Origin of the sequence: Aquincola tertiaricarbonis, assembly GCF_000969605.1 — a bacterium.
GTDB classification, from domain to species: domain Bacteria; phylum Pseudomonadota; class Gammaproteobacteria; order Burkholderiales; family Burkholderiaceae_C; genus Aquincola; species Aquincola tertiaricarbonis.
Genome location: NZ_JZUE01000006.1, coordinates 1 through 23637, shown reverse-complemented (window position 1 = coordinate 23637; position 23637 = coordinate 1). Strand labels below are relative to the sequence as shown.

Here is a 23637-nt window from a genome sequence, read left to right as displayed (position 1 = left end):
GACGGCGCTCGGTCGGGGAGGGCGCCGGGGCAGGGGCCAACGGCCGGAAGGGAGGGTTCAGTCCAGGCGGTACACGCGCTTGGCCGTGCCCGAGAACAGCGCCTGCTTCTCGTCGGGGCTGCAGCCGGCGGCCAGGCGCTTGAAGGCGTTCCAGACGACGTGGTAGCTGCAGGAACCCTTGTCGACCGGGAAATTGCTCTCGAACATGCAGCGTTCGACGCCGAAGGCTTCGATGCAGGTCTCGATCCACGGCTTCCAGTGGCGGGCGAGGTGTTCCGACGAAGGCGCGACCGGCAGCGCCTCGAAGCCGAAGCCGTTGATCCGCATGCCCAGCCCGCCCAGCTTGACGTGCACGTTCGGCAGCCGGGCCAGCGCGCCCATGGCATCGCGCCAGCGGCGGAACACCTCCTCCTCACGGCCCTGATAGGCGCCGATGCGGACGATGCCGCCGCAATGGTTCACGACGATGGTGGTGTCGGGAAAGGCCTGTGCGGTGGCCAGCAGCTCGGTCAGCTGCGGGAAGAACAGCCAGGCGTCGTACGACAGGCCCAGCGGTGCCAGTTGCGCCAGCCCCGCGCGGTACGCGCTGTCCAACAGCAGGCCGGCAGGCGCGGCGGTGGCCGGGTTGGCGAGCGAGGTGTCGGCGTCCCAGGTCGTCAGGTGGCGGATGCCCCGGAAGCGGCCCCGGCCGGCCGCGATGTGGGCCTCCAGCACGCCCTGCACCGCATCGCCGAGCCGCAGGTCGGCATGGCCGACGATGCCGGCGGCCACCCGGACGGGGCCGCGGTTCTCGGTGACCGCCGCCACATACGCGGTCTCGCCGACGGGCTGGCAGGCCACTGGCCCGTCGGTGCGATAGCGCGTGAGCGCCTGCATGTAGACGGAGGCCTGCACCGCATGGCCCGAGGCAGCGTCGGCGCGGTAGTCCTCATCGAGGTAGCGCCAGCCGGGCCGGTCGTAGAAGTGGTGATGGGCGTCGATGATGGCCAGGTCGGGTTCGAGGACGTCTTCCTGGCGGGATTCCAGCCAGTCGTCGCGCACCGGCAGGTAGTTGTTGGTCTGACCCATCTTGTCTCCACGGTCGGCTTTTGCGCCGCCTCGCTCGGGCGTCGTCTCGTGATGCCCGTGGCCAGTGTCCGGCCACGGACACCGACAAGAAAGTGGGGGAGTCTGTGATCAGATCAAAACGGCGCTATCAAGTCGCGCGCGCCGGCGCAAACGCGAAGTCCGGCAGCGACAGCGTGGCCTCGGCCACGTCCAGCAGCCGGCGGTTCTGGTCCATTGAGGTCTTCTGCAGCGCGCGGAAGGCGGCCTCCTCGGTCATGCCCATGCGCGACATCAGCACGCCCTTGGCGCGCTCGATCACCTTGCGCTCATGCAGCGTGCGGCGGGCGGTGTCGAGCTCGGCTTCCATCGCGGCCAGCCGCGCCGCCTGCGCCTGCAGCAGTTCCATCAGCGCATGGCTCTCGCCGGCGGGCGTGAGTGTGGCGTCGGGCAGGCCGGGCGCGGCCTCGGGGCGGTGGCGGCTGTCGAAGAAGCGGGCCACCGCATCCGCATGCTGCGGCGGGTGGCTGCGCAGGCCCTGCAGCAGGCCTTCGGAATCCTGCAGCGCCTGCTCGGCGCGCAACCGCTGCGCCTCGCATTCGGCGCGCAGCTGGCCGATGACGGCCAGCACCCGCTGCCACAGGCTGTCGATGCGGGCGCTGCAGGCGTCGAACCAGGCCTGGCTGTGGCGGCTGTCCAGCGGTGCTTCCGGCCGTGCAGTGGACAGCATGCGGCGCAGCCGCTCCAGCCGCGCGGCATCGGGCGTGAGCTGCTGCGCTTCCCAATCGGCGCGCAGCGCCTCGTCGGCGAAGTCGGCGAAGACCTGCAGGCTGCGGTCCTGCGCGTCGATCAGGTGCATCACCCGCTGCTGCAAGGCCTCGGCGCAGCGGCCGGAGGCGAACAGCACCGCACCCAGTGCCCTTTCCTGGCCAGCGGCCTCGTTGGCCTGCACCAGGTGCAGCAGCGCCACCAGCAGCCGAGAAGCCCCGGGCAGCCGGGCCGCATCGGCAATGTGGAAGATCAGCTCCACCGGCCCGGCGATCAGCCGGCTGTAGGCGGCCACCGAATCGGCCGCCTCCATCTGCCGGCGCTGCACCTGCCCCCGCAGCGCCGGCAGCGACTGCAGGCCCAGCAGCACCCAGGCGATGAGCGACAGCATCGGCGCGGTGGGGCCCTGGGCCGGTTGCAGCTGCAGCGCCAGCAGCCGGCGCAGCTGGCGGTCGGCCTCGTCGGCCTCGGCCATGGCCTGCTCGCGCACATCGGCAAAGCGCTGGCCGCCCGAGGCCAGGAAGATGCTGGTGGCGCCGCGCTCGCGCTGCAGGCCGTGGATCAGGTGGCCGATGGCATCCACCAGCTCGGCGCGGCCGGCCAGCTGCCGCACCGCGTCGATCTCCAGCTGCTTGGCCTGCAGCACCAGCTGCGATACGGACAGTTCTTCGGCCGGCTCGGGCATGCACACACTCCAGGACTTCAGGCGGTTGCCAGCCGCCATTCTTCTTCAGGCCAGCGTCTCCAGCGCTTTCAGCGCCACCAGCACCCGCCCGCCTTCCACCCGCACCGCATGGGCGCGCACCGAATGCTCCGGCGCCTCGATGCATTCGCCGCTGCGCAGGTCGAAGTGGTTCTTGTACAGCGGCGAGGCCACGACGATGCGCTCGCCCAGGTTGCCCACCAGCCCGCGCGACAGCACGCTGGCGCCCGACTTGGGGTCCACGTCGTCGATGGCGTGGTACCGGTCGGCACCGATGCGGAACACCGCCACCGGCCGCTGCTGCACCACGGCGCGCACGCCCGCATCGGGCAGGATGTCGTCCACCGCGCAGACGGCGGTCCAGCCTTCGGCCTCGGCGGCGTCGGCTGCATCCGCTGCCGCTTCGGCGGGCGCGGCCTCGTTCACCGCCGCCACGAAGCGCTTGCGGGTGGCGGGGTCGGTCACGGCCGTCTTCCACTCGCACTGGTAGGTGTCCACCACCTGCTGCATCTGCGCTTCCAGCTCGGCGGCCAGGCCCAGGCTGTCGTTCACCACCACGTCCTTCAGGTAGTCCAGGCCGCCTTCCAGGTTGTCGCGCCAGGTGCTGGTGCGCTGCAGCCGGTCGGCGGTGCGCACGTAGAACATCAGGAAGCGGTCGACCAGCTTCACCAGCGTGGCCTCGTCCAGGTCGCTGGCCAGCAGCTCGGCATGGCGCGGCTTCATGCCGCCATTGCCGCACACGTAGAGGTTCCAGCCCTTGTCGGTGGCGATGATGCCTACGTCCTTGCCCTGGGCCTCGGCGCATTCGCGGGTGCAGCCGGAGACGCCGAACTTGATCTTGTGCGGCGCCCGCAGGCCCTTGTAGCGGTTCTCCAGCATCACGGCCAGGCCCACGCTGTCGCCCACGCCGTAGCGGCACCAGGTGCTGCCCACGCAGCTCTTGACCGTGCGCAGGCTCTTGCCATAGGCATGGCCGGATTCGAAGCCGGCGGCGATCAGCTCCTCCCAGATGGCGGGCAGCTGCTCCAGCCGGGCGCCGAACAGGTCCAGCCGCTGGCCGCCCGTCACCTTGGTATACAGGCCGTACTTCTTCGCCACCTGGCCCACGGCGATCAGCCCGTCGGGCGTCACCTCGCCGCCGGCCATGCGCGGCACCACGGAATAGGTGCCGTCCTTCTGGATGTTGCCCAGGAAGTAGTCGTTGCTGTCCTGCAGCGGCGCCAGGTCCTTCTTCAGCACGAACTCGTTCCAGCAGCTGGCGAAGATGCTGGCTGCCACCGGCTTGCAGATGTCGCAGCCCAGGCCGCTGCCATGGCGCTGCAGCAGCTCGCCGAAGCTGCGGATGTTGCCCACGCGCACCAGGTGGTACAGCGCCTGGCGCGAGTGCGGGAAGTGCTCGCAGACATGGTCGCTCACCGCCATGCCGCGCCGGCCCATCTCCATCTTCATCACCTGCGTGACCAGCGGCACGCAGCCGCCGCAGGTGGCGCCGGCCTTGGTGCAGGCCTTGATCTGGCCGATGCTGGTGGCGCCTTCGCCCACCGCTTCGCAGATGCGGCCCTTGCTCACGTTGTTGCAGGAGCAGATCTGCGCGCTGTCGGGCAGGGCCGCCACGCCGATGCCGGCCCTGGGCTGGCCGTCGCTGGAAGGCAGGATCAGGAACTCGGGCTCGGCCGGCAGCGGCACGCCGTTCAGCGCCATCTGCAGCAGCGTGCCGTACTCGGCCGCGTCGCCCACCAGCACCGCGCCCAGCAGCTGCTTGCCGTCGTCGCTGATGACGATCTTCTTGTAGGCCTGCCGGCGCTCGTCCACGTAGACGCAGCTGCGGCTGTGCGCCGTGCGGCCATGCGCATCGCCGATGCTGGCCACGTCCACGCCCATCAGCTTGAGCTTGGTGCTCATGTCGGCGCCGACGAACGCGGCATCGGCGCGGCCGGCGATGTGCGCGGCGGCCACGCGGGCCATCTCGTAGCCCGGCGCCACCAGGCCGAAGGTCTGCTCGTTCCAGGAGGCGCATTCGCCGATGGCATAGACGTGCGGGTCGCTGGTGCGGCAGGCGCTGTCGATCACCACGCCGCCGCGCGGGCCGATGGCCAGCACGCACTGCCGCGCCAGCTCGTCGCGCGGCCGGATGCCGGCGGAGAACACGATCATGTCGGTCTCGAGGTAGCTGCCGTCGGCATACACCATGCGGTGGCGCGCGGTGGCGCCGTCGGTGATCTCCACCGTGTTGCGGCTGGTGTGCACCTGCACGCCCAGCGCCTCGATCTTGTGGCGCAGCACGCGGGCGCCGCCTTCGTCCACCTGCACCGCCATCAGCCGCGGCGCGAACTCCACCACGTGCGTCTGCAGGCCCAGGTCGCACAGCGCCTTGGCGCATTCCAGGCCCAGCAGGCCGCCGCCCACCACCACGCCGCTGCGCGAGGCCGCGCCGGAGGCCTTCATCGCCTCCAGGTCCTCGATGGTGCGGTAGACGAAGCAGTGCGGCCGGTCGCGGCCCGGCACCGGCGGCACGAAGGGGCTGGAGCCGGTGGCCAGCACCAGCTTGTCGTAGGGCAGCACGCTGCCGTCGGCGGTGGTCACGGTGCGGGCACGGCGGTCCACCTTCTCGGCGCGGGCACCGAGCGTCAGCCGGAAGCCGGTGCGCTCGAAGAAGCCGGGCTCCACCAGCGACAGCTGCTCGGCCGTCTTGCCGCTGAAGAACTCCGACAGGTGCACCCGGTCGTAGGCGGCGCGTGGTTCCTCGCACAGGACGGTGACCTCGAGGTCGGTCAGGCCGGATTCGGCCAGGCTTTCCAGGAACTTGTGGCCCACCATGCCGTGGCCGACGAGAACGATCTTCATGCTTGATCCTGCACGGTGCGCGGGCGGCCGCGGCGTGACGGTGCAGGTGTGCTGCGCCTCGGCCGACCCGTCGCACGGGTTGATTGGAGTAGGAACCACCGGCGCTGCCGGCCGCAGGGGCCGCAACGGGGTCCGGTATTCCGCCTTCATCAGCGGAGGGAGCTGCCTGACGGCGGCAACGCTACCGTGGCCAGGCGCGGCAACCGGACGCAACGTTCGTGCCCGGCATCTGGGGCCCGGCATGCGCCAACGCGTGGAGCGGGCGCACCAGGCTGGCGCGGTGCAGGGTGGCGAGGGCCCGCCCGCGCCCGCGCCTGGCGCAGCAGCCGCCGGCAGGCCGGCCCGCGGCCTTGTGGCCTAATCATGGGTTCGACGATTCATTGCCAGGAGCAAACGATGGCCACCAAGATCAGAACCGAAGCCGACCGCAAGGCCACCCCGCGCGTGCCGGGCACGCCGGGCACCAACGTCAACCGTGGCGGTGGCGGCCAGCGCGTGAGCCTGGAGCGCGGCTCGCACACCCGCAGCAAGAAGAACCCGGGCAAGCGCCCCAAGAAGGGCGGCTGAACGCCTTCCCGTGCTGAAGGCGCCGCCCCCGGCGCCTGCCCCGCTCCGACGATGTTGCGCATCACCGAACTCCGCCTGCCACTGGACCATGCCGCCGATGCCCTGCGGCCGGCCGTCTGTGCCCGCCTTGGCTTGGCGGATGCCGAGCTGAAGGACTTCACCGTCTTCCGCCGCGGCTTCGATGCGCGCAAGAAGTCGGCGGTGGTGCTGATCTATACCCTGGACTGCGAGCTGGCGCCCGGCGTGGACGAAGCCGCCGTGCTGCGGCGCTTCCAGGGCGATGCGCATGTGCGGCCCAGCCCGGACACCCGCTACCGCTACATCGGCCATGCGCCAGCCGATTTCCATGCCAGCGGCCGGCCGCGGCCGGTGGTGGTGGGCTTCGGCCCCTGCGGCCTGTTCGCCGCGCTGGTGCTGGCGCAGATGGGCCTGCGGCCCATCGTGCTGGAGCGCGGCCGCCCGGTGCGCGAGCGCACCAAGGACACCTGGGGCCTGTGGCGCCAGGGCGTGCTCCATCCCGAATCGAACGTGCAGTTCGGCGAGGGCGGTGCCGGCACCTTCAGCGACGGCAAGCTGTGGAGCCAGATCAGCGACCCGCGCCACCTCACCCGCAAGGTGCTCACCGAATTCGTCAAGGCCGGCGCGCCGGACGAGATCCTGTACGTGAGCAAGCCGCACATCGGCACCTTCCGCCTGGTGAGCATGATCGAGAAGATGCGTGCGGAGATCGAGTCGCTGGGCGGCGAGATCCGCTTCCAGCAGCGCGTGACCGACCTGCGCATCGAGGACGGCCGCCTGCGCGGCCTGGTGCTGGCCTCCGGCGAGCAGCTGGATGCCGAGCATGTGGTGCTGGCGCCGGGCCACAGCGCCCGCGACACCTTCGCCATGCTGCAGCGGCGCGGCGTGTACCTGGAGGCCAAGCCGTTTTCCATCGGCTTCCGCATCGAGCATCCGCAGGGCGTGATCGACCGCGCCCGCTTCGGACCCAACGCCGGCCACCCGATCCTGGGCGCGGCCGACTACAAGCTGGTGCACCATGCGCGCAACGGCCGCTCGGTGTACAGCTTCTGCATGTGCCCCGGCGGCACCGTGGTGGCCGCCACCTCGGAGGAAGGCCGCGTCGTCACCAACGGCATGAGCCAGTACAGCCGCAACGAGCGCAATGCCAATGCCGGCATCGTCGTCGGCATCACGCCGCAGGACTACCGGCAGGACGGCCGCGCCGACGGCCCGGTGGATCCGCTGGACGGCATCGCCTTCCAGCGCCAGTGGGAAAGCCGCGCCTACGAGCTGGGCGGCGGCGGCTACCAGGCGCCGGGCCAGCTGGTGGGGGACTTCATCAAGGGCCAGCGCTCCACCGCGGTGGGCGACGTGCTGCCTTCGTACAAGCCGGGCGTGCACTTCACCGACCTGGCGGAGCCCGGCCGCGGCAGCCTGCCCGACGAAGCGCTGGCCGCCATCCGCGAGGCCTTGCCGGCCTTCGAGCGGCAGATCCGCGGCTTCGCGATGCCCGACGCGGTGCTCACCGGCGTTGAGACGCGCACCTCGTCCCCGCTGCGCATCACGCGCGGCCGCCAGCTGCAGAGCCTGAACGTCGCCGGCCTGTATCCGGCCGGCGAGGGTGCGGGTTATGCCGGCGGCATCATGTCCGCCGGTGTCGACGGCATCGAGGTGGCCGAGGCCCTGGCCGCCGACCTGCTGGGCCTGCCGGTGCCGGACCGCCGCGCCAGCTCGGCCTGACGGCCGCTGCCGCCTGCATGTTCAGGCGTGCAGCACTTCCAGCGCATTGCGCGCCGCGGCCACGCCCATCTTCACGTAGGCATCGGCGGTGACGCCGCCGATGTGCGGGCTGAGCACGATGCGCGGCTCGCCCTGGAACGGGTGGCCGGCGGTCATCGGCTCCACCGCGAAGCTGTCCAGCCCCGCGCTGTGCACCTGGCCCGACTGCAGCGCCTGCAGCAGCGCGGCTTCGTCCACCAGGCCGCCGCGTGCGGTGTTCACCAGGATCACGCCGCGCTTGCACTGCGCCAGCGTGTCGGCATTCACCAGCCGCGCGCTGTCGGGCGTGAGCGGGCAGTGCAGCGAGATGGCGTCGCTGTCGCGCCAGATCGTCTCCAGCGGCACCGGCTGCACATAGGCCGGCAGCTGCTTCGCATAGGGGTCGAAGCCCAGCACCCGCATGCCCAGCGCATCGGCCATGCGGGCGAAGCGCAGGCCGATGGCGCCCAGGCCCACCACGCCGATGGTGCGGCCTTCCAGCTCGACGCTCTTGTGCGTGGCCTTGTCCCAGTGGCCGGCGTGCATGCGCCGGTCCAGCGGCACCACCGACTTGGCGCAGGCCAGCAGCAGCGCCAGCGCCTGCTCGGCCACCGCCGCCGCATTGGCGCCGGCCGCGGCCACCACCTGCACGCCGCGCTGGGCGGCGGCCGCCTTGTCGATGGTGTCGGTGCCGCTGCCGTGCTTGCTGATGACCTTCAGCGAGGGGGCCGCCTCCATCGCGGCCGCGCCCACCTTGCCATAGCGCACGATGATGGCCACCGGGTCGTGCGTGCGGCACAGGCCGACGATGTCGTCTTCGGTCGGCGTCTTGCCTGCATAGACAACTTCGTGGTCGCGCAGCAGCGCCAGCGCCTCGGGCGCCAGGTCCGCGCCGGTGACGAGGAAGACCGCCCGCTTCACAGCACCTCTCCTTCGCGGATGACGCCGGCCGCGCGCAGCGCGCCGTCCAGCCAGGCCGGGCGCAACGCCTCGCGGTTGCGGATGCCGGCGATGCGCTTGGTCTCGGCGGCCACCTTCTCGGCGGCCAGCGGCAGCATGGCGGCGGCCTTGTCGCGCTCGATCACCGTCACGCCGTCGCAGTCGCCCACCACCAGGTCGCCCGGATGCACCGTCACGCCGCCGATGGAGATGGGATGGTTGAGCCGGCCGGGCACGTACTTGGTCGGGCCGTTGGGATTGAGGCCGGCGGCGAACATCGGGAAGCCCAGCGCGCGGATGGCCTCGCTGTCGCGCACCGCGCCGTCGATCACCACCGCCGCCACGCCCAGGGCCACGCACTGCTGCGACATGATCTCGCCCATCAGCGCGCTGCTCAGGTCGCCCTTGCCGTCGACCAGGATCACGTCGCCTGGCTGGGCCAGCGCCATCGCGGCATGGATCATCAGGTTGTCGCCGGGGCGCACCTCCACCGTGATGGCGGTGCCGGCAAAGCGCATGGAAGGCGACAGGCCCTGGATGCGGCCGTGCAGCGCGCCGCGGCGGCCGGCCACGTCGGCCAGGATGGAAGAGGGGTACTCGGCGGCGCGGGCCACCACGTCGGCGGGGGTGCGCTCGATCTGGCGGATGACGTCGGGCAATGCAGCGGCTTGACTCACGGGAATCTCCTGGGGGGCCGGCGGTACCGGCCGTGTCGAAAGGCGGGAAGGTAGGGAGGCGAGGGCGGTGCCGTCAGTCGATGCGCACGCCGGCGTCCTTGACGACCTTGTTCCAGCGCACCGTCTCGTTGCGGATGAGTTCGCCGAACTGCTCGGGGCTGCCGAAGGTGACGTCGGCGCCTTCCTCGCCCAGCTTCTTCATCAGGGCCGGCTGCTTGAGGGCCTTGCCGAACTCGGCGTTCAGCTTGGCGATCACGTCGGCCGGGGTGCCGGCCGGCGCGAGGAAGCCGAACCAGGTCACCGACTCCGCGCCGCGGATGCCGGCCTCGGCCAGCGTGGGGACCTCGGGCAGGTCGTCCACCCGCTTGGCCGACGTGACGGCCAGCGCCCGCAGCTTGCCCTGCTTGATCTGCCCCAGCAGCGTGGGCACCGACGACATGTACAGCTCCACGTTGCCGCTGATCACGTCGGTGAGGGCCTGCGCCGCGCCCTTGTAGGGCACATGCTGGTACTTCACGCCGGCCGCCTTCTGGAACAGCTCCGACGCCAGGTGCGCCACCGTGCCGTTGCCCGGCGAGGCGAAGTTGACGCCGCCCGGCTTGGCCTTGCCCGCGGCCACGGCGTCGGCCACCGTCTTGAACGGCGAGCCGGTGCCCGTGACCATCACCAGCGGCGCCTCGGCCACCAGCGCCACCGGCGCCAGGTCCTTCTGCGCGTTGTAGGGCATCTTGGCGTAGAGCGACGGATTGATCGCGAGGTTGCTGGTCTGCCCCAGCACCAGGGTGTAGCCATCAGGGGCCGACTTGGCCGCCGCATCCACGCCCAGGTTGCCGCCGGCGCCTGGCTTGTTCTCGATGACGAAGGTCCACTTGGTGGCCGCGGCCACGGCCTGCGTCACCTCGCGGGCGATGATGTCGGTGCCGCCACCCGGCGGGAACGGCACGTACACGCGGATCGGCTTGCTCGGGAACGACTGGGCCTGGACGCCGAAGGCGCACAGGGCGGTGACGAGGGCCGTGGCGGTGCCGGCGAGCGTGTGGCGGAAGGATTGCATGCTGTCTCCGAACGCCCCGGGATGGGGTCTGTGGCCACAGTATTGGCGTTCGACTCCCAACGATCCAATCGATAATTCTTTGCAAACCATCAGAGCGGCTTTTGCAATGGACCTTCGCGACCTGCGCTACTTCGAGACCATCGCCGAACTGCAGCACGTGGGCAAGGCGGCCGAGCGGCTGCACCGCACCCAGCCGGCGCTCACCGGCGCCGTGCGGCGGCTGGAGCAGCAGGCCGGCGCGCCGCTGTTCGAGCGCTCGGGCCGCGGCATCCGGCTGACCGACGCCGGCCGGGTGCTGCTGCGCTGGGCCCAGCGGCTGCGCTTCGACGTGGAGGACGCGCGGCGCGAGATCGCGGAGATCGGCCGCGGCGTGGCCGGCCATGCCCGCATCGGCATCGTGCCCACCGCGGCGCAGTACCTGCTGCCGCAGGCGGTGCGGCAGCTGCTGCAGGAAGCGCCCGAGGTGACGCTGAGCACCACGGTGGCCCTGGTGGACGTGCTGCTGCCCATGCTGGGCCGCGGCGAGCTGGACCTGGTGGTGGGCACGGAGGGCCGGGCCCAGCCCGGGCTGCAGTCGCACCGGCTGTCGGAGGACAGCATCGTGGTGGCCGCCCATGCCCGCCACGAGATCTTCCAGGGCAAGCCCACGCTGAAGGACCTGACGCGCTACCGCTGGGTGCTGCAGGCGCCCGGCGCGCCCACGCGCGACTGGCTGGACCACACCTTCGACCGCAAGCGCCTGCCGCGGCCGGTGGTGCAGGTGGAAAGCAGCATGCTGGTGACGCTGCCGGCGATGATCGCCGAGACCGGGCTGCTGAGCTTCATCTCGCGGCACCACCTGGCGGCCGGCTCGCCGCAGCGGCTGCGCGAGGTGGTGCTGAAGGAGACCACCATGCGCCGCCGCCTGGTGGTCACGCACCGCAGCCATGCCTACGTGCCGCCGGCCGCGCGGCGGCTGATGGAGCTGCTGGCGGCGGCGGCAGCGTCGCCGGTGGCCGAAGGCGGGGCCTGAGCCTCAGTTGGCCGGCACCGGCGTTTGGAGCAGCTGCTGCTCCCACAGGTAGGCGATGCCGCTGCCGCCGGCATGCTCGGTGATCACCTCGGTCAGTGCCATGGCCTGTTCGGCGCGTGCCCAGTCGCGCTGCCATTCGGCCGCCACGGCCAGCCAGGTCATCATGTTGACGCCCGCGGCCAGCATGCGCTGGATGGCCAGCTGGTGCGCCTCCACCGACACTCCGCCCGACGCATCGGTGACCACCGTGACGTCCCAGCCTTCGCCCGCGGCCTGGATGGCCGGCATCGCGACGCAGACCTCGGTCCACAGGCCGGCGATGACCAGCTGCCTGCGCCCCGTGGCCTTGACCGCGTCCACCACCTTCGTGTCCTGCCAGGTGTTGATCAGGGTCCGGTCTATCACCTCCTGGCCGGGAAACACCTTGGTGATCTGCGGGAACAGCAGGCCGCCACGCTCGGCGATCACGCTGGTGAGGATGGTGGGCACGCCGAAGGCCCGGGCCGCCTTGGCCAATCCCGCGGTGTTGTTGATCACCATCTGGGGCTCGTGGCTGTTCAGGTTGGCCAGCTGGTAGGGCTGATGGTCGATCAGCACGAGCACCGAGTCCTCCGGTCGAAGCAGCGAATCGAGGCCATTGCGAAACGTCATGGATGCATCCTTTGTTGCCTTGATGGCCGGGCGGCATTGCCCGACGCGATCGATTCTTCTGGCCTGCGTGCCGGCTGGGTAGTGCCATCATCCGTGCAGCTGTGTCGCGCAAGGAGGAACGCAGGATGGACCTGGACGACCTGAGGACCTTCGTGGAAGTGGCCGACGCGGGCGGGGTTTCTGCCGCCGCCGTGCGGCTGGGGGTGTCCAAGTCCATCGTCAGCCGGCGGCTGCTGCGGCTGGAGGCCGAGCTGGGCGTGCAGCTGCTGACCCGCAGCACCCGCGGCGCGTCGCTCACCGAGGCCGGCGCCACCCTGCGCGAGCATGCGGCCCGCGCCAGCGCGGAAGTGGACGCGGCCCGCGACGCGCTGCTTCCCGCCGGTGAACTGCGCGGGCGGCTCCGCGTATCGGTGCCGTTGACGTTCGGCCCCACGCACTTCGCGCCGGTGCTGGCGGAGATGGCGCGGCGCCATCCGCGGCTGGACATCCAGGCCTGCTACAGCGACCGCTTCGTCGACCTCATCGCCGAGGGCTACGACTGCGCCATCCGCGTCGGCTACCTGCCCGACTCCAACCTGGTCGCCAGGCGCATCGCCACCCTGACGGGCAAGCTGGTGGCCAGCCCGGCGTATGTCGAGGCACACGGCGCGCCGGACAGCCCGCCGGACCTGCTGAACCATGCGGCCCTGATGCAGGGCACGGAATCCTGGCAGCTGATGGATGGCGACCGGACCATCACCGTGCGGCCGCACGGGCGCTTCAAGGCCGACAACGGCGCGGCACTGGTGGTGGCGGCCGTGGCCGGCCTGGGCATCGCCTACCTGCCGGACTGGCTCACCGCCGAGCATGTGGCCTCCGGGGCACTGCTGCCGCTGATGCCGCGGCATCCGCCGCCGACGGCCGGTGCCTATGTGGTGCGCCCGCCCGGCCAGCATCCGCCACGCAAGATCCGCATGCTCACCGAGCTGTTGATCGAGCACTGCGAGGCCCTGAACCGGTAGCCCGGCCCGCCATGCGCCCTCAGCCGGACTGAACGGCGGGGGGCGGCAGCGGCTCGCCGCAGTGGCTGCAGAAGCGGGCGTCGGGGGCATGCCCCTCGGCCAGGCAGGCCTGGCAGGTGCGGGTGGCGGGCCGGCCGCGGCCCGTCATGCGCATGGCGGTGAACTCCGCGCTGACGATGCCGGTGGGCACCGCCAGGGTGCCCCAGCCCACCAGCATCATCACCGAGGCGATGAAGCGGCCCAGGCCGGTCTTGGGCGTGATGTCGCCGAAGCCGACGGTGGTCATCGTGGAGATGGCCCAGTACACCGACACCGGGATGTTGGGAAATCCGTTGGCCGGCCCCTCCACCACGTACATGATGGTGCCCATCACCATCACCACCAGCAGCACGAAGCTGATGAACACCAAAATCTTGCGGCGGCTGGCGGCCAGGGCCCGGCCCAGCGCGGCAAACTCCTCCACGTACTCGGCCAGCTTCAGGATGCGGAACAGCCGCAGCAGGCGCAGCAGCCGCACGTCGATCAGCGCATGCAGGCCGGGCACGAACAGCGCCAGCCAGGTGGGCAGCATGGCCAGCAGGTCGATGATGCCGAAGGCGCTGCGCGCGTAGCGCAGCGGCCTGCGCACGCAGGCCAGCCGCGCGACGTACTCCGCCGTGAACAGCACGGTGAACACCCATTCGGCCACCGTCAGGGCCGGGCCCCATCGCCGGTGGATGTGTTCGAAGCTGTCCAGCATCACCACCGCCACGCTGGCCAGGATGAGCCACACCAGCGTGAGGTCGAAGAGGCGTCCGGCGCGGGTGTCCGCCTCGAAGATGACGGTGTACAGGCTCAGCCGCCAGCCGCCCGACGGCCGGCCGAAGGGCTGCGCCACCGCATCGGCGGATGGGCCTTGCGCATCAGGCGCCTGACTTGCGGCGGCACCGGGAACGCGGCTGCTTTTCATGCGGGCAGTTTAGGCGCCGATGCGGCTGCACCGGGACGCCCTGGCGGACGGTCAGCGCCGCAGGGCTTGCGTGGCCAGTTCGACGAAGGCCCGGGTCTTGGCCGGCAGCAGGCGCAGGCCCGGCGTCACCAGGTGGATGGCACCGGGCTCGCCCACCTCCCAGCCGTCCAGCACCGGCACCAGCTGCCGGCGCAGCGGATGCCGCTCCAGCAGCCAGTCGGTCACCGCCGCGATGCCGGCACCCTCGGCCGCGGCGGCCAGCAGCGTCTCGGCATCGTCGGCCACCAGCAGCGGCTGCACCGCCACCTTGATGCGCTGCGGCGGCTGGCGCAGCACCCAGGGCGCGCCGTGCATGTCGTGGCTGAACTGCAGGCAGGCATGCTGCGCCAGGTCCGCCGGATGCGCAGGTCGGCCATGGCGCTTCAGGTAGGCCCTCGAAGCCACCAGCGTGCGTGTCACCGCGGCCAGGCGGCGGGCCACCAGCGAGCTGTCCGCCAGCTTGCCGATGCGCAGCGCGACGTCGAAGCCTTCGGCCACCAGATCGACCAGACGGTCGCTGTAGTGGGCTTCCACCCGCAGCGCCGGATGCCGCTGCATGAAGCCGGCCAGCAGCGGCGCCACCCACAGCCGCCCATAGCTGCGCGGCGCGGTCAGGCGCAGCACGCCCTGCGCCAGCCCGCCATGCGCCGACAGCTCCGCCGTGGCGGATGCCAGTTCGTCGAACACCGTGGTCACGCGGGCCAGGTAGGCGGTGCCGGCCTCGGTCAGCGCCACCTGGCGCGTGGTGCGCTCGATCAGGCGCACGCCGAGCCGGCTTTCCAGTGCGCTGATGCGGCGCGAGACGGTCGAGCCGTTCCTGCCCAGCCGCCCCGCCGCCGCGGTGAAGCTGGCCGTCTGCGCCACGGCCACGAAGGCCTGCAGTTCTTCCAGCGCGCTGGGATGCAGCGTGGGTGCGGGCGGTGGCGGCAGGGCTAGGCGCATGCGGCCAGTCTATTGCGCTGCATGCAGAAGTCATCTGCAGCGGGGCCGATTGATTCGCCAGGTGCATCGGGCTGCAATCGCCGCATGACTCGACCCACTCACAACGCCATGCCCGCCCAGGCGGGCGCCGATCCTGCACCGGCCGCCGGCGCCTCGCATCGCTGGCGGGTGCTGGCCGCCGGCTTTGCGGCCAATGCCGCCTTCTCCGCCGCGATCTCGGGCGTGCCCGCGGCGGCAGTGCTGCTGCGCGAGGCCTATGCGCTCAGCACCTCCGGCCTGGGCATTGCCGTGGCTGCGGTCGGGCTGGGCATCGCCCTGAGCGAGCTGCCGTGGGGCATGCTGGCCGATCGGCTGGGCGACCGGCGGGTGCTGCTGTGGGGCCTGGGCCTCACCGCCGCGGTGCTGGCCTGGCTGGCCCTCTTCGTCTCGCCACAGGAAGGCCACCGTCCCGCGCTGGCCTGGCTGGCCACCGGCATGGCGTTGATCGGCCTGGCCGGCGGCAGCGTGAACGGCGCCAGCGGCCGCGCGGTGATGACCTGGTTCACCGATGGCGAACGCGGCCTGGCCATGAGCATCCGCCAGACGGCGCTGCCGGCGGGCGGCGCCCTGGGCGCCTTGGTCGTGCCCGCGGTGGCCGCCCAGGCGGGATTCCGCGCGGCGTATGCCGTGCTGGCCGCCGCCTGCCTGGTGGCCGCAGCGGCCTGCTGGCGGTGGCTGCGCGTGCCCGCCGAGCCGCCCGTGGCCGTGGTCCGGCCGGCGGCCGGGGCCTCGCCGCTGGCGCGCTGGCCGATCTGGCGCCTGGTGCTGGCCATCGGCGCGCTGTGCGTGGCGCAGATCGCGGTGCTCAGCTTCCTGGCCGTGTTCCTGCACGACGTGGCCGGCTTCGGCATGGCCTGGACCAGTGCCGCCATGGTGGCCTACCAGGTGGGCGCCGGCGCCTTGCGCGTGGGCAGCGGCGCCTGGACCGACCGGCATGGCAACCGACCCGCGTTCCTGCAACGCAGCTGCCTGGCGGTGGCCGTGCTCTTCGGGCTGCTGGCGGTGCTCTCGGCATGGGCGCCGCACGGCGACGCGGCGGCCCGGTGGGCACTGCTGGGCACCATCGTGCTGGGCGGCATCGTGGCTTCCGGCTGGCATGGCGTGGCCTTCACCGAACTGGCGGTGCGTGCCGGCCTGCAGCATGTGGGCACGGCGCTGGGCCTGGGCAACACCTTCGCCTTCAGCGCCTACTTCCTCACCCCGCTGTTCACCCCGGTGGCCATCGCGCTCGGCGGCTGGCCGGCGGCCTGGGCGCTGGTGGCGGCGTTCGCGCTGCTGGCGCGGCCATTGTTCGGCCGGCCGCCGCCTGCGCGGCCCGTCCCGCGCGGTCCCGGCGGCTGACTGGCGGGCGCCGCGGGCGGCGCGGGAACGGGAGTTGCCAACGGTGATGCTCGCCCTACGGACATGCCATGCCGGAAACCCACCTGATGCCTCCCCAGCCGCGCTGCGCCCCTGCGGCCGCGGCGCCTGGCCCCACCGCCGTCGGGGGCGCGCAGCCGTGGCCGGCCCTGGTGGACCGCATCAACCAGCGGCTGGACGAGCTGCTGCCCCTGGTGCCCCACGCCAGCAGCCAGCCCAATCCGCTGGCGCCTGCCATGCGGCATGCGGTGCTGGGCATGGGCAAGCGGGTGCGTGCGCTGCTGGCGCTGCAGGCCGCGCGCGAGCTGGAAGCCGACGACGCCATGGCCCTGGACGCCGGCTGTGCGATCGAGATGCTGCATGCGGCCTCCCTGGTGCTGGACGACCTGCCCGCCATGGACGACGCGCCGCTGCGGCGCGGGCAGCCGGCCACCCACCTGGTGTTCGGCGAGGCGACCGCCATGCTCACCGCCGTCAGCCTCATCGCGCGAGCCTTCGCGCTGGTCGGTGGCCTGACGCAGGTGTCGGCGGAAGCCCGGTGCGCGATGGTGGCGGTGCTGGCCTGCACCATCGGCAGCGAGGGCATGTCCGCGGGCCAGCAATGCGACGTGGCGCCGGCGCCGGGCCGTGCCAACCTGCGGCTGGTGGAGCAGGTGGGCGAGCAGAAGACGGGTTCGCTGTTCGTGGCGGCGGTGGAACTGGGCGCCTTGGCCGGCCAGGCCAGTGCCGCGCAGCGCGCCCGGCTGCGCAGCTATGCCCAGCATGTGGGCCTGGCCTTCCAGATCGCCGACGACCTGGTGGACGAGGACGAGGACACCGGCCGCGACACCTACGTCGGCCTGCTGGGCCGCGGCGGCGCCCAGGCCCTGCTGCGCAAGCATGTGCAGGCCGCCCGCGGCGAACTGCTGCAGCCGCGTGGCGGCTTGATGCAGCTGACGCATGCGCTGTTCGCCGCTCACCTCGGCCCGCAGGAACGGATGCCGTGATGCCGGATGCAGGAGGCCTCGTGCTGCGCGCCTTGATCGTGCTGGCCAGCGCCATCGCGATGGAAGGCGTGGCGGCCCTGGTTCACCGGCTGTGGATGCACGGCCCCGGCTGGGGCTGGCACCGCTCGCATCATGAGCCCGGACCGGCGCGCATCGAGCGCAACGATGCCTATGCGGTGGTGTTCGCCGCCATCGCGGTGGTGCTGTTCGTCGTGGGGCAGGGGCCCTGGTGGCCGCTGTACTGGGTGGCCGCGGGCATGACGCTGTATGGCCTGCTGTACGGCCTGGTGCACGACGGCCTGGTGCACCGGCGCTGGCCGCTGCGCTGGTCGCCGCGGCGCGGCGGCTACCTCGCCCGCCTCGTGCAGGCCCACCGGCTGCACCATGCGGTGGGCACGCGCGAGGGCGCGGTGTCCTTCGGCTTCCTGTTTGCGCGGCACCCTTCGCGGCTGGCCGCCGAACTGCGGGCCCGCCGCCGCGGCCGGGGGGCATCGACGTGAAGTACCCACGCGGCCGGCAGACCCTGGTCGGGGTGGGCCTGGCGCTGTTGCTGGTGCTGGCCTGGGCGGCCCTCGTGGGCTACGCCTTGTTCCTGCACCGCTGGAGCACCGCCGACCTGCTGCTGGTACCGCTGATGGTGGCGGTGGTCTGCTGGCTGGATACGGGCCTGTTCATCGTCGCCCATGACGCGATGCACGGCACGCTGGCACCGGCGCGGCCGTGGGTCAACCGCGCGCTGGGCGCGCTGTGCATGCTGCTGTACGCCGGCTTCTGGATCGGCCGCTTCCAGCCCCGGCACATGGACCACCACCGCGCACCCGGCACCGCGGAAGACCCCGACTTCCACCTGCAGGGCCGGCGCTTCTGGCCCTGGTACGGCAACTTCATGCGCCAGTACACCGGCCTGCCGGAGCTGCTGGGCGTGGCCGGCATGACGGCGCTGTTCGTCTTCGGCCTGGGTGCGCCTTTCGAGCGGGTGATGCTGTTTTGGGCGCTGCCGGCGATCCTGTCGTCGGTGCAGCTGTTCGCCTTCGGCACCTGGCTGCCGCACCGGCTGGGCGAGGAGGCCGACGGCGGCTTCGCGGACCGGCACCGCGCCCGCAGCAATGCCTATGGGCTGTGGGCCTCGCTGATCACCTGCTTCCACTTCGGCTACCACCACGAGCATCACCTGCGGCCCGATGCGCCGTGGTGGCGGCTGCCGGCGATGCGCCGGCAGCTGTCGGCCGGCGGGATCAGGCCCGCGGCCGCGTCCACAGCCGATCGCGCAGCGCCATAGGCGGCGGCCGGCTCACGCCGGCGCGGCTCATGGCCGCCACCATGCCGCCGGCCAGCAGATGGTGCAGCTTGCGCCGCTTGCCGGTGCTGATGCGCTGGTCCCATGCGGCGCCGCCGCGCGCCTTCACCTGCAGTCCGATCTCGCGGTACACGCCGCGCGCGGTGGCCACCGCCCAGGCCGATCGCAGCGGCAGCGCCGCGATGCCGAGCCCGGCCGAGGAGTAGTACGGCTCGGCCGCATCCACCAGGCGCTGCGCCACCCGCGCCACGCGCTCGCGGTGCTGCGGCTCGGCCACCTCGCTGGGGTCCACTTGCTCTTCGGCCAGCCACTGCGCCGGCAGGTACAGCCGGCCGGCGGCATGGTCGTCGATCACGTCGCGGGCGATGTTGGTGAGCTGGAAGGCCAGGCCCAGGTCGGCGGCGCGGTCCAGCGTCACGTCGTCGCGGCGGCCCATCACCATCGCCATCATCACGCCCACCACGCCGGCCACGCGATAGCAGTAGTCCAGCGTGTCCTCCAGCGTCTGGTAGCGGCGGGCCTCCACGTCCATGCGGAAGCCGGACAGGTGTTCCAGCGGAAAGCGCTCGGGGATGCGGTGGCGCTTGACCACCTCGGCCAGCGCGGCGAAGGGCGCCGCATCGGTGGGCAGCCCGCGCAGCGCACGGCGCGTCTGGTCGGCCAGGGCCTCGATGCGCTGCACGCCCACCGCGGGGTCCTGGGCGGCCTGGCCATGGCCGTCCTGCTGGCCGTCGACCACGTCGTCGCAGTGGCGGCACCAGGCGTACAGCATCACCACGCTCTGGCGGGTTTCGCTGTCGAACAGCCGCGCCGCCGAGGCGAAGCTGCTGGAGCCGCGCGTGATCGCGCGCTGCGCATAGTCCAGCAGCGGGGAGAGGGGCGGAGCACTCACGGCGCGGTCCTTTCGGTGGTGATGAGGGCGGAGACCGGGTCTTGCAGCATCAGGCCCGCGGTGGCCTGGGCCGAGGCCAGCACGCCGGGGATGCCGGCGCCCGGGTGCGTGCCGGCGCCCACGAAATAGAGGTTGGGGATGGTCTTGTCGCGGTTGTGCGGCCGGAACAGCGCGCTTTGCGTGAGCAGCGGCTCCAGCGAGAAGGCGGAGCCCAGGTGCGCGCCCAGCTCGGTGCGGAAGTCCAGCGGCGAGAAGGTGCGGCAGGTCACCAGGTCGGCGCGCAGGCCTGGGATGTAGCGCTCCTCCAGGTACTGCAGGATGCGGTCGCGGTAGCGGGGGGCCTCCACCGCCCAGTCGAAGCGGGTATGGCCCAGGTGCGGCACCGGCGCCAGCACGTAGTAGGCGCTGTGGCCGGGCGGCGCCAGCGTGGGGTCGGTGACGCTGGGCGCATGCAGGTACAGCGAGAAGTCGGCCGGCAGCTCGCCGCCGCAGCGGCCGAACACCTCATCCAGCAGCTGGCGGTAGCGCGGCCCGAAGCACACCGTGTGGTGCTTGAGGTCGGGCCGCTCGCCGCGCAGGCCGAAGTAGATGACGAACAGCGACATGCTGAAGCGCTTGCCCTTCAGGCGCCGGGCCTCGCTGCGCCCGCGCGGGTGGCCACAGAGCAGGCGGTCGTAGGTGTGCACCACGTCGGCGTTGGAGGCCACCGCATCGAAGGGCAGGGTGATGGCCGGTGCGCCGCGGTGGCGGAAGCTCACGCCGGTGGCGCGGTTGCCTTCGGTGGTGATGGCTTCGCACGGCGTGTCCAGCATCACGGTGCCGCCGATGTCCTCGAACAGCCTGACCATGCCCCGGATCAGCGCGCCGGTGCCGCCGCGGGCGAACCACACGCCCCATTCGCGTTCCAGCGCATGGATGAGCGAGTACATCGACGAGGTCTGGAACGGGTTGCCGCCCACCAGCAGCGAATGGAAGGAAAACACCTGGCGCAGCTTCTCGTCATGGATGAAGCCGGCCACGGCGTCGTGCACGCTGCGCCAGGCCGCCAGCTTGACGATGTGCGGCGCGGCGCGCGCCATGTCGCGCCACGACAGGAAGGGCACCGCGCCCAGCTGCAGGTAACCCTTCTCGAAGGTCTCGCGCGAGTAGGCCAGGAAGCGCCGGTAGCCCTCCACGTCGCGCGGCGAACGCTCGGCGATCTGCCGCTCCAGCTCGGCCTGGTCGTTGACGTAGTCGAAGTGGTCGCCGTCCTCCCAGCACAGCCGGTACAGCGGCGTGACCTCCACCAGCTCCACGTAGTCGTCCATGCGGCGGCCGGCCAGCGAGAACAGCGAGCGCAGCGCGCCGGGGTCGGTGATGACGGTGGGCCCGGCGTCGAAGATGAAGCCGTCGTCCTCGTACACGTAGGCGCGGCCGCCGGGCTTGTCGCGCTGCTCGAACAGCGTGGTCATGATGCCGGCCGCCTGCAGGCGGATCGCCAGGGCGATGCCGCCAATGCCCGCGCCGATCACGGCGGCCGTCTTCAAACCATCACGCTTCATGCAGGAGACTCCATCCGCCGGGGCGGCAACAGGACTTTCAGCGCCGAGAAGAACGGCACGGGCGGCTTGCCGGTCACGATGCGCAGCTTGTCGGCCACCGTCAGCCGCTCGCCGTAGAACCGACCGACCAGGCCATCGGGCAACCGGTAGAAATGCGCCAGCACGCGGTGCCGGCCCTCGGCCGGGCCGGCCAGGAACAGCATGCGGTTGAGGGCGCGGAAGAAGAACTGAGAGCGCCAGACGGCCCGTGCATGCCGCTCGATCACCGCCGCCAGCGCCGGTGCGGAGAGGTCGCGCTGCCGCGCGATCAGGTCGGCCAGCCGCACCGCCTGCGGCAGCGAATAGCCGGTGGTGGGATGGAACAGCCCGGCCCGCAGGCCGCTCACCGGCTGGCCCTGGCGGCCGCGCCAGAAGGCGTCGATGTCGCCGTCGATGGCGATGGGCAGCACGCCCTGTTCCTCCCGCAGCACCCGGGCCACCGGCCAGCCCTGGCTGGCCGCGTAGTCCAGCGCCCGGGTGCGCAGCGCCGCCGGGCTGAGGGCCGGCGTGTCGGCGTAATAGGTGTCCTCCACCAGCAGCCGGTCGGCCGCCAGCGGCAGGGTATAGACGAAGCGGTAGCCATCGAGCTGCGGCACCCGCGCGTCCATCAGGATGGGGCCGGCCAGGCCGTGCGGGCGCTCGAGCTGCAGCTCCAGCCCCAGGAACTTCTGGTAGCGCAGGTCCAGCTGCGGGCTGGGCGCGAAGCCGCGGCCGTCGATCACGGCCTGCGCATCGAACACCTGCCCGTCGGCCGCCAGCGCCTGCCGCGGCCGCACCTCCAGCAGGGGCGTGGACCGCCGCACCACCGCGCCCAGCTCGCGCGACAGCACCTCGTGGAAGCGCTCGGAGGTCACCGCGTTGTAGCCACCCGCCACGGTGCGGGTGCGCTCGTCGAACAGCACCACGTGCTGGGCCCAGCGGTGCGCCACCAGCGGCGCCACCCAGGCGCGCTGGGCGGCGTCCAGGTCGCTGTCATGGAAGCACCAGGTGTGGTTGCCGCCCAGGGTGGGTCCGGCCTCCAGCAGGGTCACCCGCAATTCCGGCCGCAGCTGGCGCAGGCGCCAGGCGATCATGCCGTTGGCCAGGCCGCCGCCGGCCAGCACCAGGTCCTGGGCTTCAGTGCGCATGGTGCTCCACCAGTTCCGCGGCCCGCGCCGCGCCGCCGCCCGCCTGCAGCGAAGCGCCCAGCTCCGCCGCCCTTTGGCGGTGGCGCCCATCGGACAGCACGCCGGTGACCAGCCGCCGCAGCGCCGGCACGCTGCGCAGGCCCGACAGCCGCCGCCCGGCGCCGGCGCGCAGCACACGCTGCGTGATTGCGCCCTGCTCCATGGCCAGCGGCAGCAGCGCCAGCGGCACCCCGGCGTCCAGCGCATCCAGCACCGTGTTCATGCCGCCATGGCTGACCACCAGCGCGCAGTGGCGGATCACCTGCCGCTGCGGCAGGTAGCGCGCCACCACCGGATCGCCCGGCAGCCGGGCCACCTGCGCCGCATCCAGCCGGCCGTTGTGCGCCACGATGGCCGTGAGGCCGACGTCGCGGCAGGCGCGTGTCAGGCGTGCGATCAGGCCGAAGCGCCCGCCCTGCAGGCTGCCCAGGCTGACGAAGGCGAACGGACCGCGTGCGCCGGGCGGCGGCTGCCAGGCCGGCTCGTCGTCCAGCGGCTGGCGCAAGGGGCCGGTGTAGTGGAAGCCGTCGCCCAGGGACTCGCGGGGAAAGTCCAGCGCCGGCGACAGCTGGCCGATCTGGCGGTCGGACAGGCAGTGCTCCGTGCGCTGGCAGGGCGCCAGGCCGTAGTCGCGGCTCCAGCGCTCCAGCACGGTGGCCACGCGGGCCATCATCCAGTCGCTGACGCGGTAGCCCCCCAGGTTGCGCTCGCGTGCCCAGGTGGTGCGGGCGTAGGGCCAATCGGTAAAAGGCGGTGGCACATACGGCTCGCGGTCCAGCATCAGGGCATTGGCGACCGACACCTGCGGCAGGCGGTAACGCCGTGCCAGCAGCCCGCCGGCCGGCTCCAGCTGGTCGCACACGATGGCGCCGGGCTGCAGCCGTTCGATCACTGCGGGGGCCTCGCGGCACAGCATGTCGGTCATCGCCGCCACGTCGTCGATCACGCCGCCGATGCCCAGCAGCCCGCGCAGACCGGCCAGGCGCGCCTCCATCCGGGCCAGCGTGCCGGGCGGATGGGAGCTGTCGGCGCCCACCGCCTCGAAGCCGAAGCCGGCCCGCGTCACCGCCTCGCCGGTGTCGGCGATGCCGATGAACGACACCGCATGCCCGCGGCGACGCAGGGCGTCGCCCAGGGCGAACATGGGATTGAGGTGGCCCGGGTAGGGCGGGCAGAGGAGGGCGAGTTGCATCGTGCGCTTTTCCAAGCGCAGCCTTCGGCAAACATCGCTCCCGCGGCCCCGGGCGCGGGCGGCGGACAAAAAAAAGCGGCCTGGAAGGCCGCTCGGGGGTCCGTCAGGGGCGCCGGCGGCGCGTCAGTCCCGCCCGGTGGGCAGCGCGGTGGCCAGTGAGCCGGCCGCCTTGCCCTTG

At 72.1% G+C, this 23637-nt stretch carries 21 protein-coding genes; 8 read left to right on the top strand and 13 right to left on the bottom strand.

All coding sequences use genetic code 11. The features are described from left to right. Positions 1-57 precede the first annotated feature (57 nt). From VO99_RS08650 to nirB, 3 genes are all read right to left on the bottom strand, one after another. On the bottom strand, positions 58-1068 hold the full coding sequence (locus tag VO99_RS08650) for an amidohydrolase family protein (RefSeq protein WP_046112453.1): 1011 nt from the start codon (positions 1066-1068) through the stop codon (positions 58-60). Between the two features lie 127 nt (positions 1069-1195). Continuing rightward, positions 1196-2497: a nitrate- and nitrite sensing domain-containing protein gene (locus VO99_RS08645; RefSeq protein ID WP_046112452.1), complete on the bottom strand. Its 1302-nt coding sequence runs from the start codon at positions 2495-2497 to the stop codon at positions 1196-1198. A 45-nt stretch (positions 2498-2542) separates the two neighbouring features. Further along, positions 2543-5359 (bottom strand): nitrite reductase large subunit NirB, encoded by a 2817-nt coding sequence (gene nirB / locus VO99_RS08640; RefSeq protein WP_198156900.1) that lies wholly within the window; start codon positions 5357-5359, stop codon positions 2543-2545. A 396-nt stretch (positions 5360-5755) separates the two neighbouring features. Between nirB and VO99_RS30785 the strand changes: the two genes are divergently transcribed. Together VO99_RS30785 and VO99_RS08635 are read left to right on the top strand one after the other, a co-directional pair. Beyond that, a complete protein-coding gene (locus VO99_RS30785) occupies positions 5756-5926 on the top strand; it encodes a hypothetical protein (protein ID WP_198156899.1) in 171 nt (56 codons plus the stop codon). A gap of 51 nt (positions 5927-5977) precedes the next feature. Then, positions 5978-7666: an NAD(P)/FAD-dependent oxidoreductase gene (locus VO99_RS08635; RefSeq protein ID WP_046112451.1), complete on the top strand. Its 1689-nt coding sequence runs from the start codon at positions 5978-5980 to the stop codon at positions 7664-7666. 21 nt (positions 7667-7687) lie between these two features. Here VO99_RS08635 and VO99_RS08630 read toward each other — a convergent pair whose 3' ends face one another. From VO99_RS08630 to VO99_RS08620, 3 genes are all read right to left on the bottom strand, one after another. Further along, positions 7688-8605: an NAD(P)-dependent oxidoreductase gene (locus VO99_RS08630; RefSeq protein WP_046112450.1), complete on the bottom strand. Its 918-nt coding sequence runs from the start codon at positions 8603-8605 to the stop codon at positions 7688-7690. Beyond that, positions 8602-9300 (bottom strand): RraA family protein, encoded by a 699-nt coding sequence (locus tag VO99_RS08625; protein WP_046112449.1) that lies wholly within the window; start codon positions 9298-9300, stop codon positions 8602-8604. The genes VO99_RS08630 and VO99_RS08625 overlap by 4 nt, the downstream gene beginning before the upstream one ends. A gap of 73 nt (positions 9301-9373) precedes the next feature. Then, positions 9374-10354, bottom strand: coding sequence for a Bug family tripartite tricarboxylate transporter substrate binding protein (locus tag VO99_RS08620; protein ID WP_046112448.1), 981 nt, complete (start codon positions 10352-10354; stop codon positions 9374-9376). 106 nt (positions 10355-10460) lie between these two features. Here VO99_RS08620 and VO99_RS08615 point away from each other — a divergent pair, with 106 nt between their 5' ends. Next, positions 10461-11366, top strand: a complete 906-nt coding sequence (locus VO99_RS08615) for a LysR family transcriptional regulator (protein WP_046112447.1) — start codon at positions 10461-10463, stop codon at positions 11364-11366. A gap of 3 nt (positions 11367-11369) precedes the next feature. On the opposite strand, the gene VO99_RS08610 is transcribed toward VO99_RS08615, so the two are convergent. Continuing rightward, a complete protein-coding gene (locus tag VO99_RS08610; RefSeq protein WP_046112446.1) occupies positions 11370-12017 on the bottom strand; it encodes a hydrolase in 648 nt (215 codons plus the stop codon). A gap of 125 nt (positions 12018-12142) precedes the next feature. Between VO99_RS08610 and VO99_RS08605 the strand changes: the two genes are divergently transcribed. Continuing rightward, positions 12143-13018 (top strand): LysR family transcriptional regulator, encoded by an 876-nt coding sequence (locus VO99_RS08605; RefSeq protein WP_046112445.1) that lies wholly within the window; start codon positions 12143-12145, stop codon positions 13016-13018. 19 nt (positions 13019-13037) lie between these two features. Here VO99_RS08605 and VO99_RS08600 read toward each other — a convergent pair whose 3' ends face one another. Both VO99_RS08600 and VO99_RS08595 read right to left on the bottom strand, forming a co-directional pair. Then, on the bottom strand, positions 13038-13967 hold the full coding sequence (locus VO99_RS08600) for an ion transporter (RefSeq protein WP_046112444.1): 930 nt from the start codon (positions 13965-13967) through the stop codon (positions 13038-13040). Positions 13968-14018: 51 nt separating this feature from the next. Then, a complete protein-coding gene (locus VO99_RS08595; protein WP_046112443.1) occupies positions 14019-14948 on the bottom strand; it encodes a LysR family transcriptional regulator in 930 nt (309 codons plus the stop codon). Between the two features lie 84 nt (positions 14949-15032). Between VO99_RS08595 and VO99_RS08590 the strand changes: the two genes are divergently transcribed. The 4 genes from VO99_RS08590 (at position 15033) to VO99_RS08575 (ending at position 18611) form a co-directional block, all read left to right on the top strand. Beyond that, positions 15033-16328, top strand: a complete 1296-nt coding sequence (locus VO99_RS08590; RefSeq protein ID WP_310733653.1) for an MFS transporter — start codon at positions 15033-15035, stop codon at positions 16326-16328. A 68-nt stretch (positions 16329-16396) separates the two neighbouring features. Continuing rightward, complete coding sequence (locus tag VO99_RS08585; RefSeq protein WP_052736201.1) at positions 16397-17332, top strand: polyprenyl synthetase family protein; 936 nt, start codon at positions 16397-16399, stop codon at positions 17330-17332. A 20-nt stretch (positions 17333-17352) separates the two neighbouring features. Then, positions 17353-17832 (top strand): sterol desaturase family protein, encoded by a 480-nt coding sequence (locus VO99_RS08580; RefSeq protein WP_232315312.1) that lies wholly within the window; start codon positions 17353-17355, stop codon positions 17830-17832. Beyond that, positions 17829-18611, top strand: a complete 783-nt coding sequence (locus tag VO99_RS08575; RefSeq protein WP_083440457.1) for a fatty acid desaturase — start codon at positions 17829-17831, stop codon at positions 18609-18611. Before VO99_RS08580 ends, VO99_RS08575 begins: the two co-directional genes overlap by 4 nt. Here the strand turns inward: VO99_RS08575 and VO99_RS08570 are convergent. From VO99_RS08570 to VO99_RS08555, 4 genes are read right to left on the bottom strand one after another with little or no spacing between them, the layout of a single operon-like run. After that, positions 18568-19521, bottom strand: a complete 954-nt coding sequence (locus tag VO99_RS08570) for a phytoene/squalene synthase family protein (RefSeq protein ID WP_083440456.1) — start codon at positions 19519-19521, stop codon at positions 18568-18570. The genes VO99_RS08575 and VO99_RS08570 overlap by 44 nt on opposite strands. Next, positions 19518-21062, bottom strand: coding sequence for a phytoene desaturase (locus VO99_RS08565; protein ID WP_046112440.1), 1545 nt, complete (start codon positions 21060-21062; stop codon positions 19518-19520). Before VO99_RS08565 ends, VO99_RS08570 begins: the two co-directional genes overlap by 4 nt. Continuing rightward, positions 21059-22228 carry a lycopene beta-cyclase CrtY gene (crtY, locus tag VO99_RS08560; RefSeq protein WP_046112439.1) on the bottom strand — a complete coding sequence of 390 codons (1170 nt, stop codon included), beginning with the start codon at positions 22226-22228 and terminating at the stop codon, positions 21059-21061. Before crtY ends, VO99_RS08565 begins: the two co-directional genes overlap by 4 nt. After that, positions 22218-23459, bottom strand: a complete 1242-nt coding sequence (locus tag VO99_RS08555) for a glycosyltransferase (RefSeq protein WP_046112438.1) — start codon at positions 23457-23459, stop codon at positions 22218-22220. The genes crtY and VO99_RS08555 overlap by 11 nt, the downstream gene beginning before the upstream one ends. Positions 23460-23637: the final 178 nt, after the last annotated feature.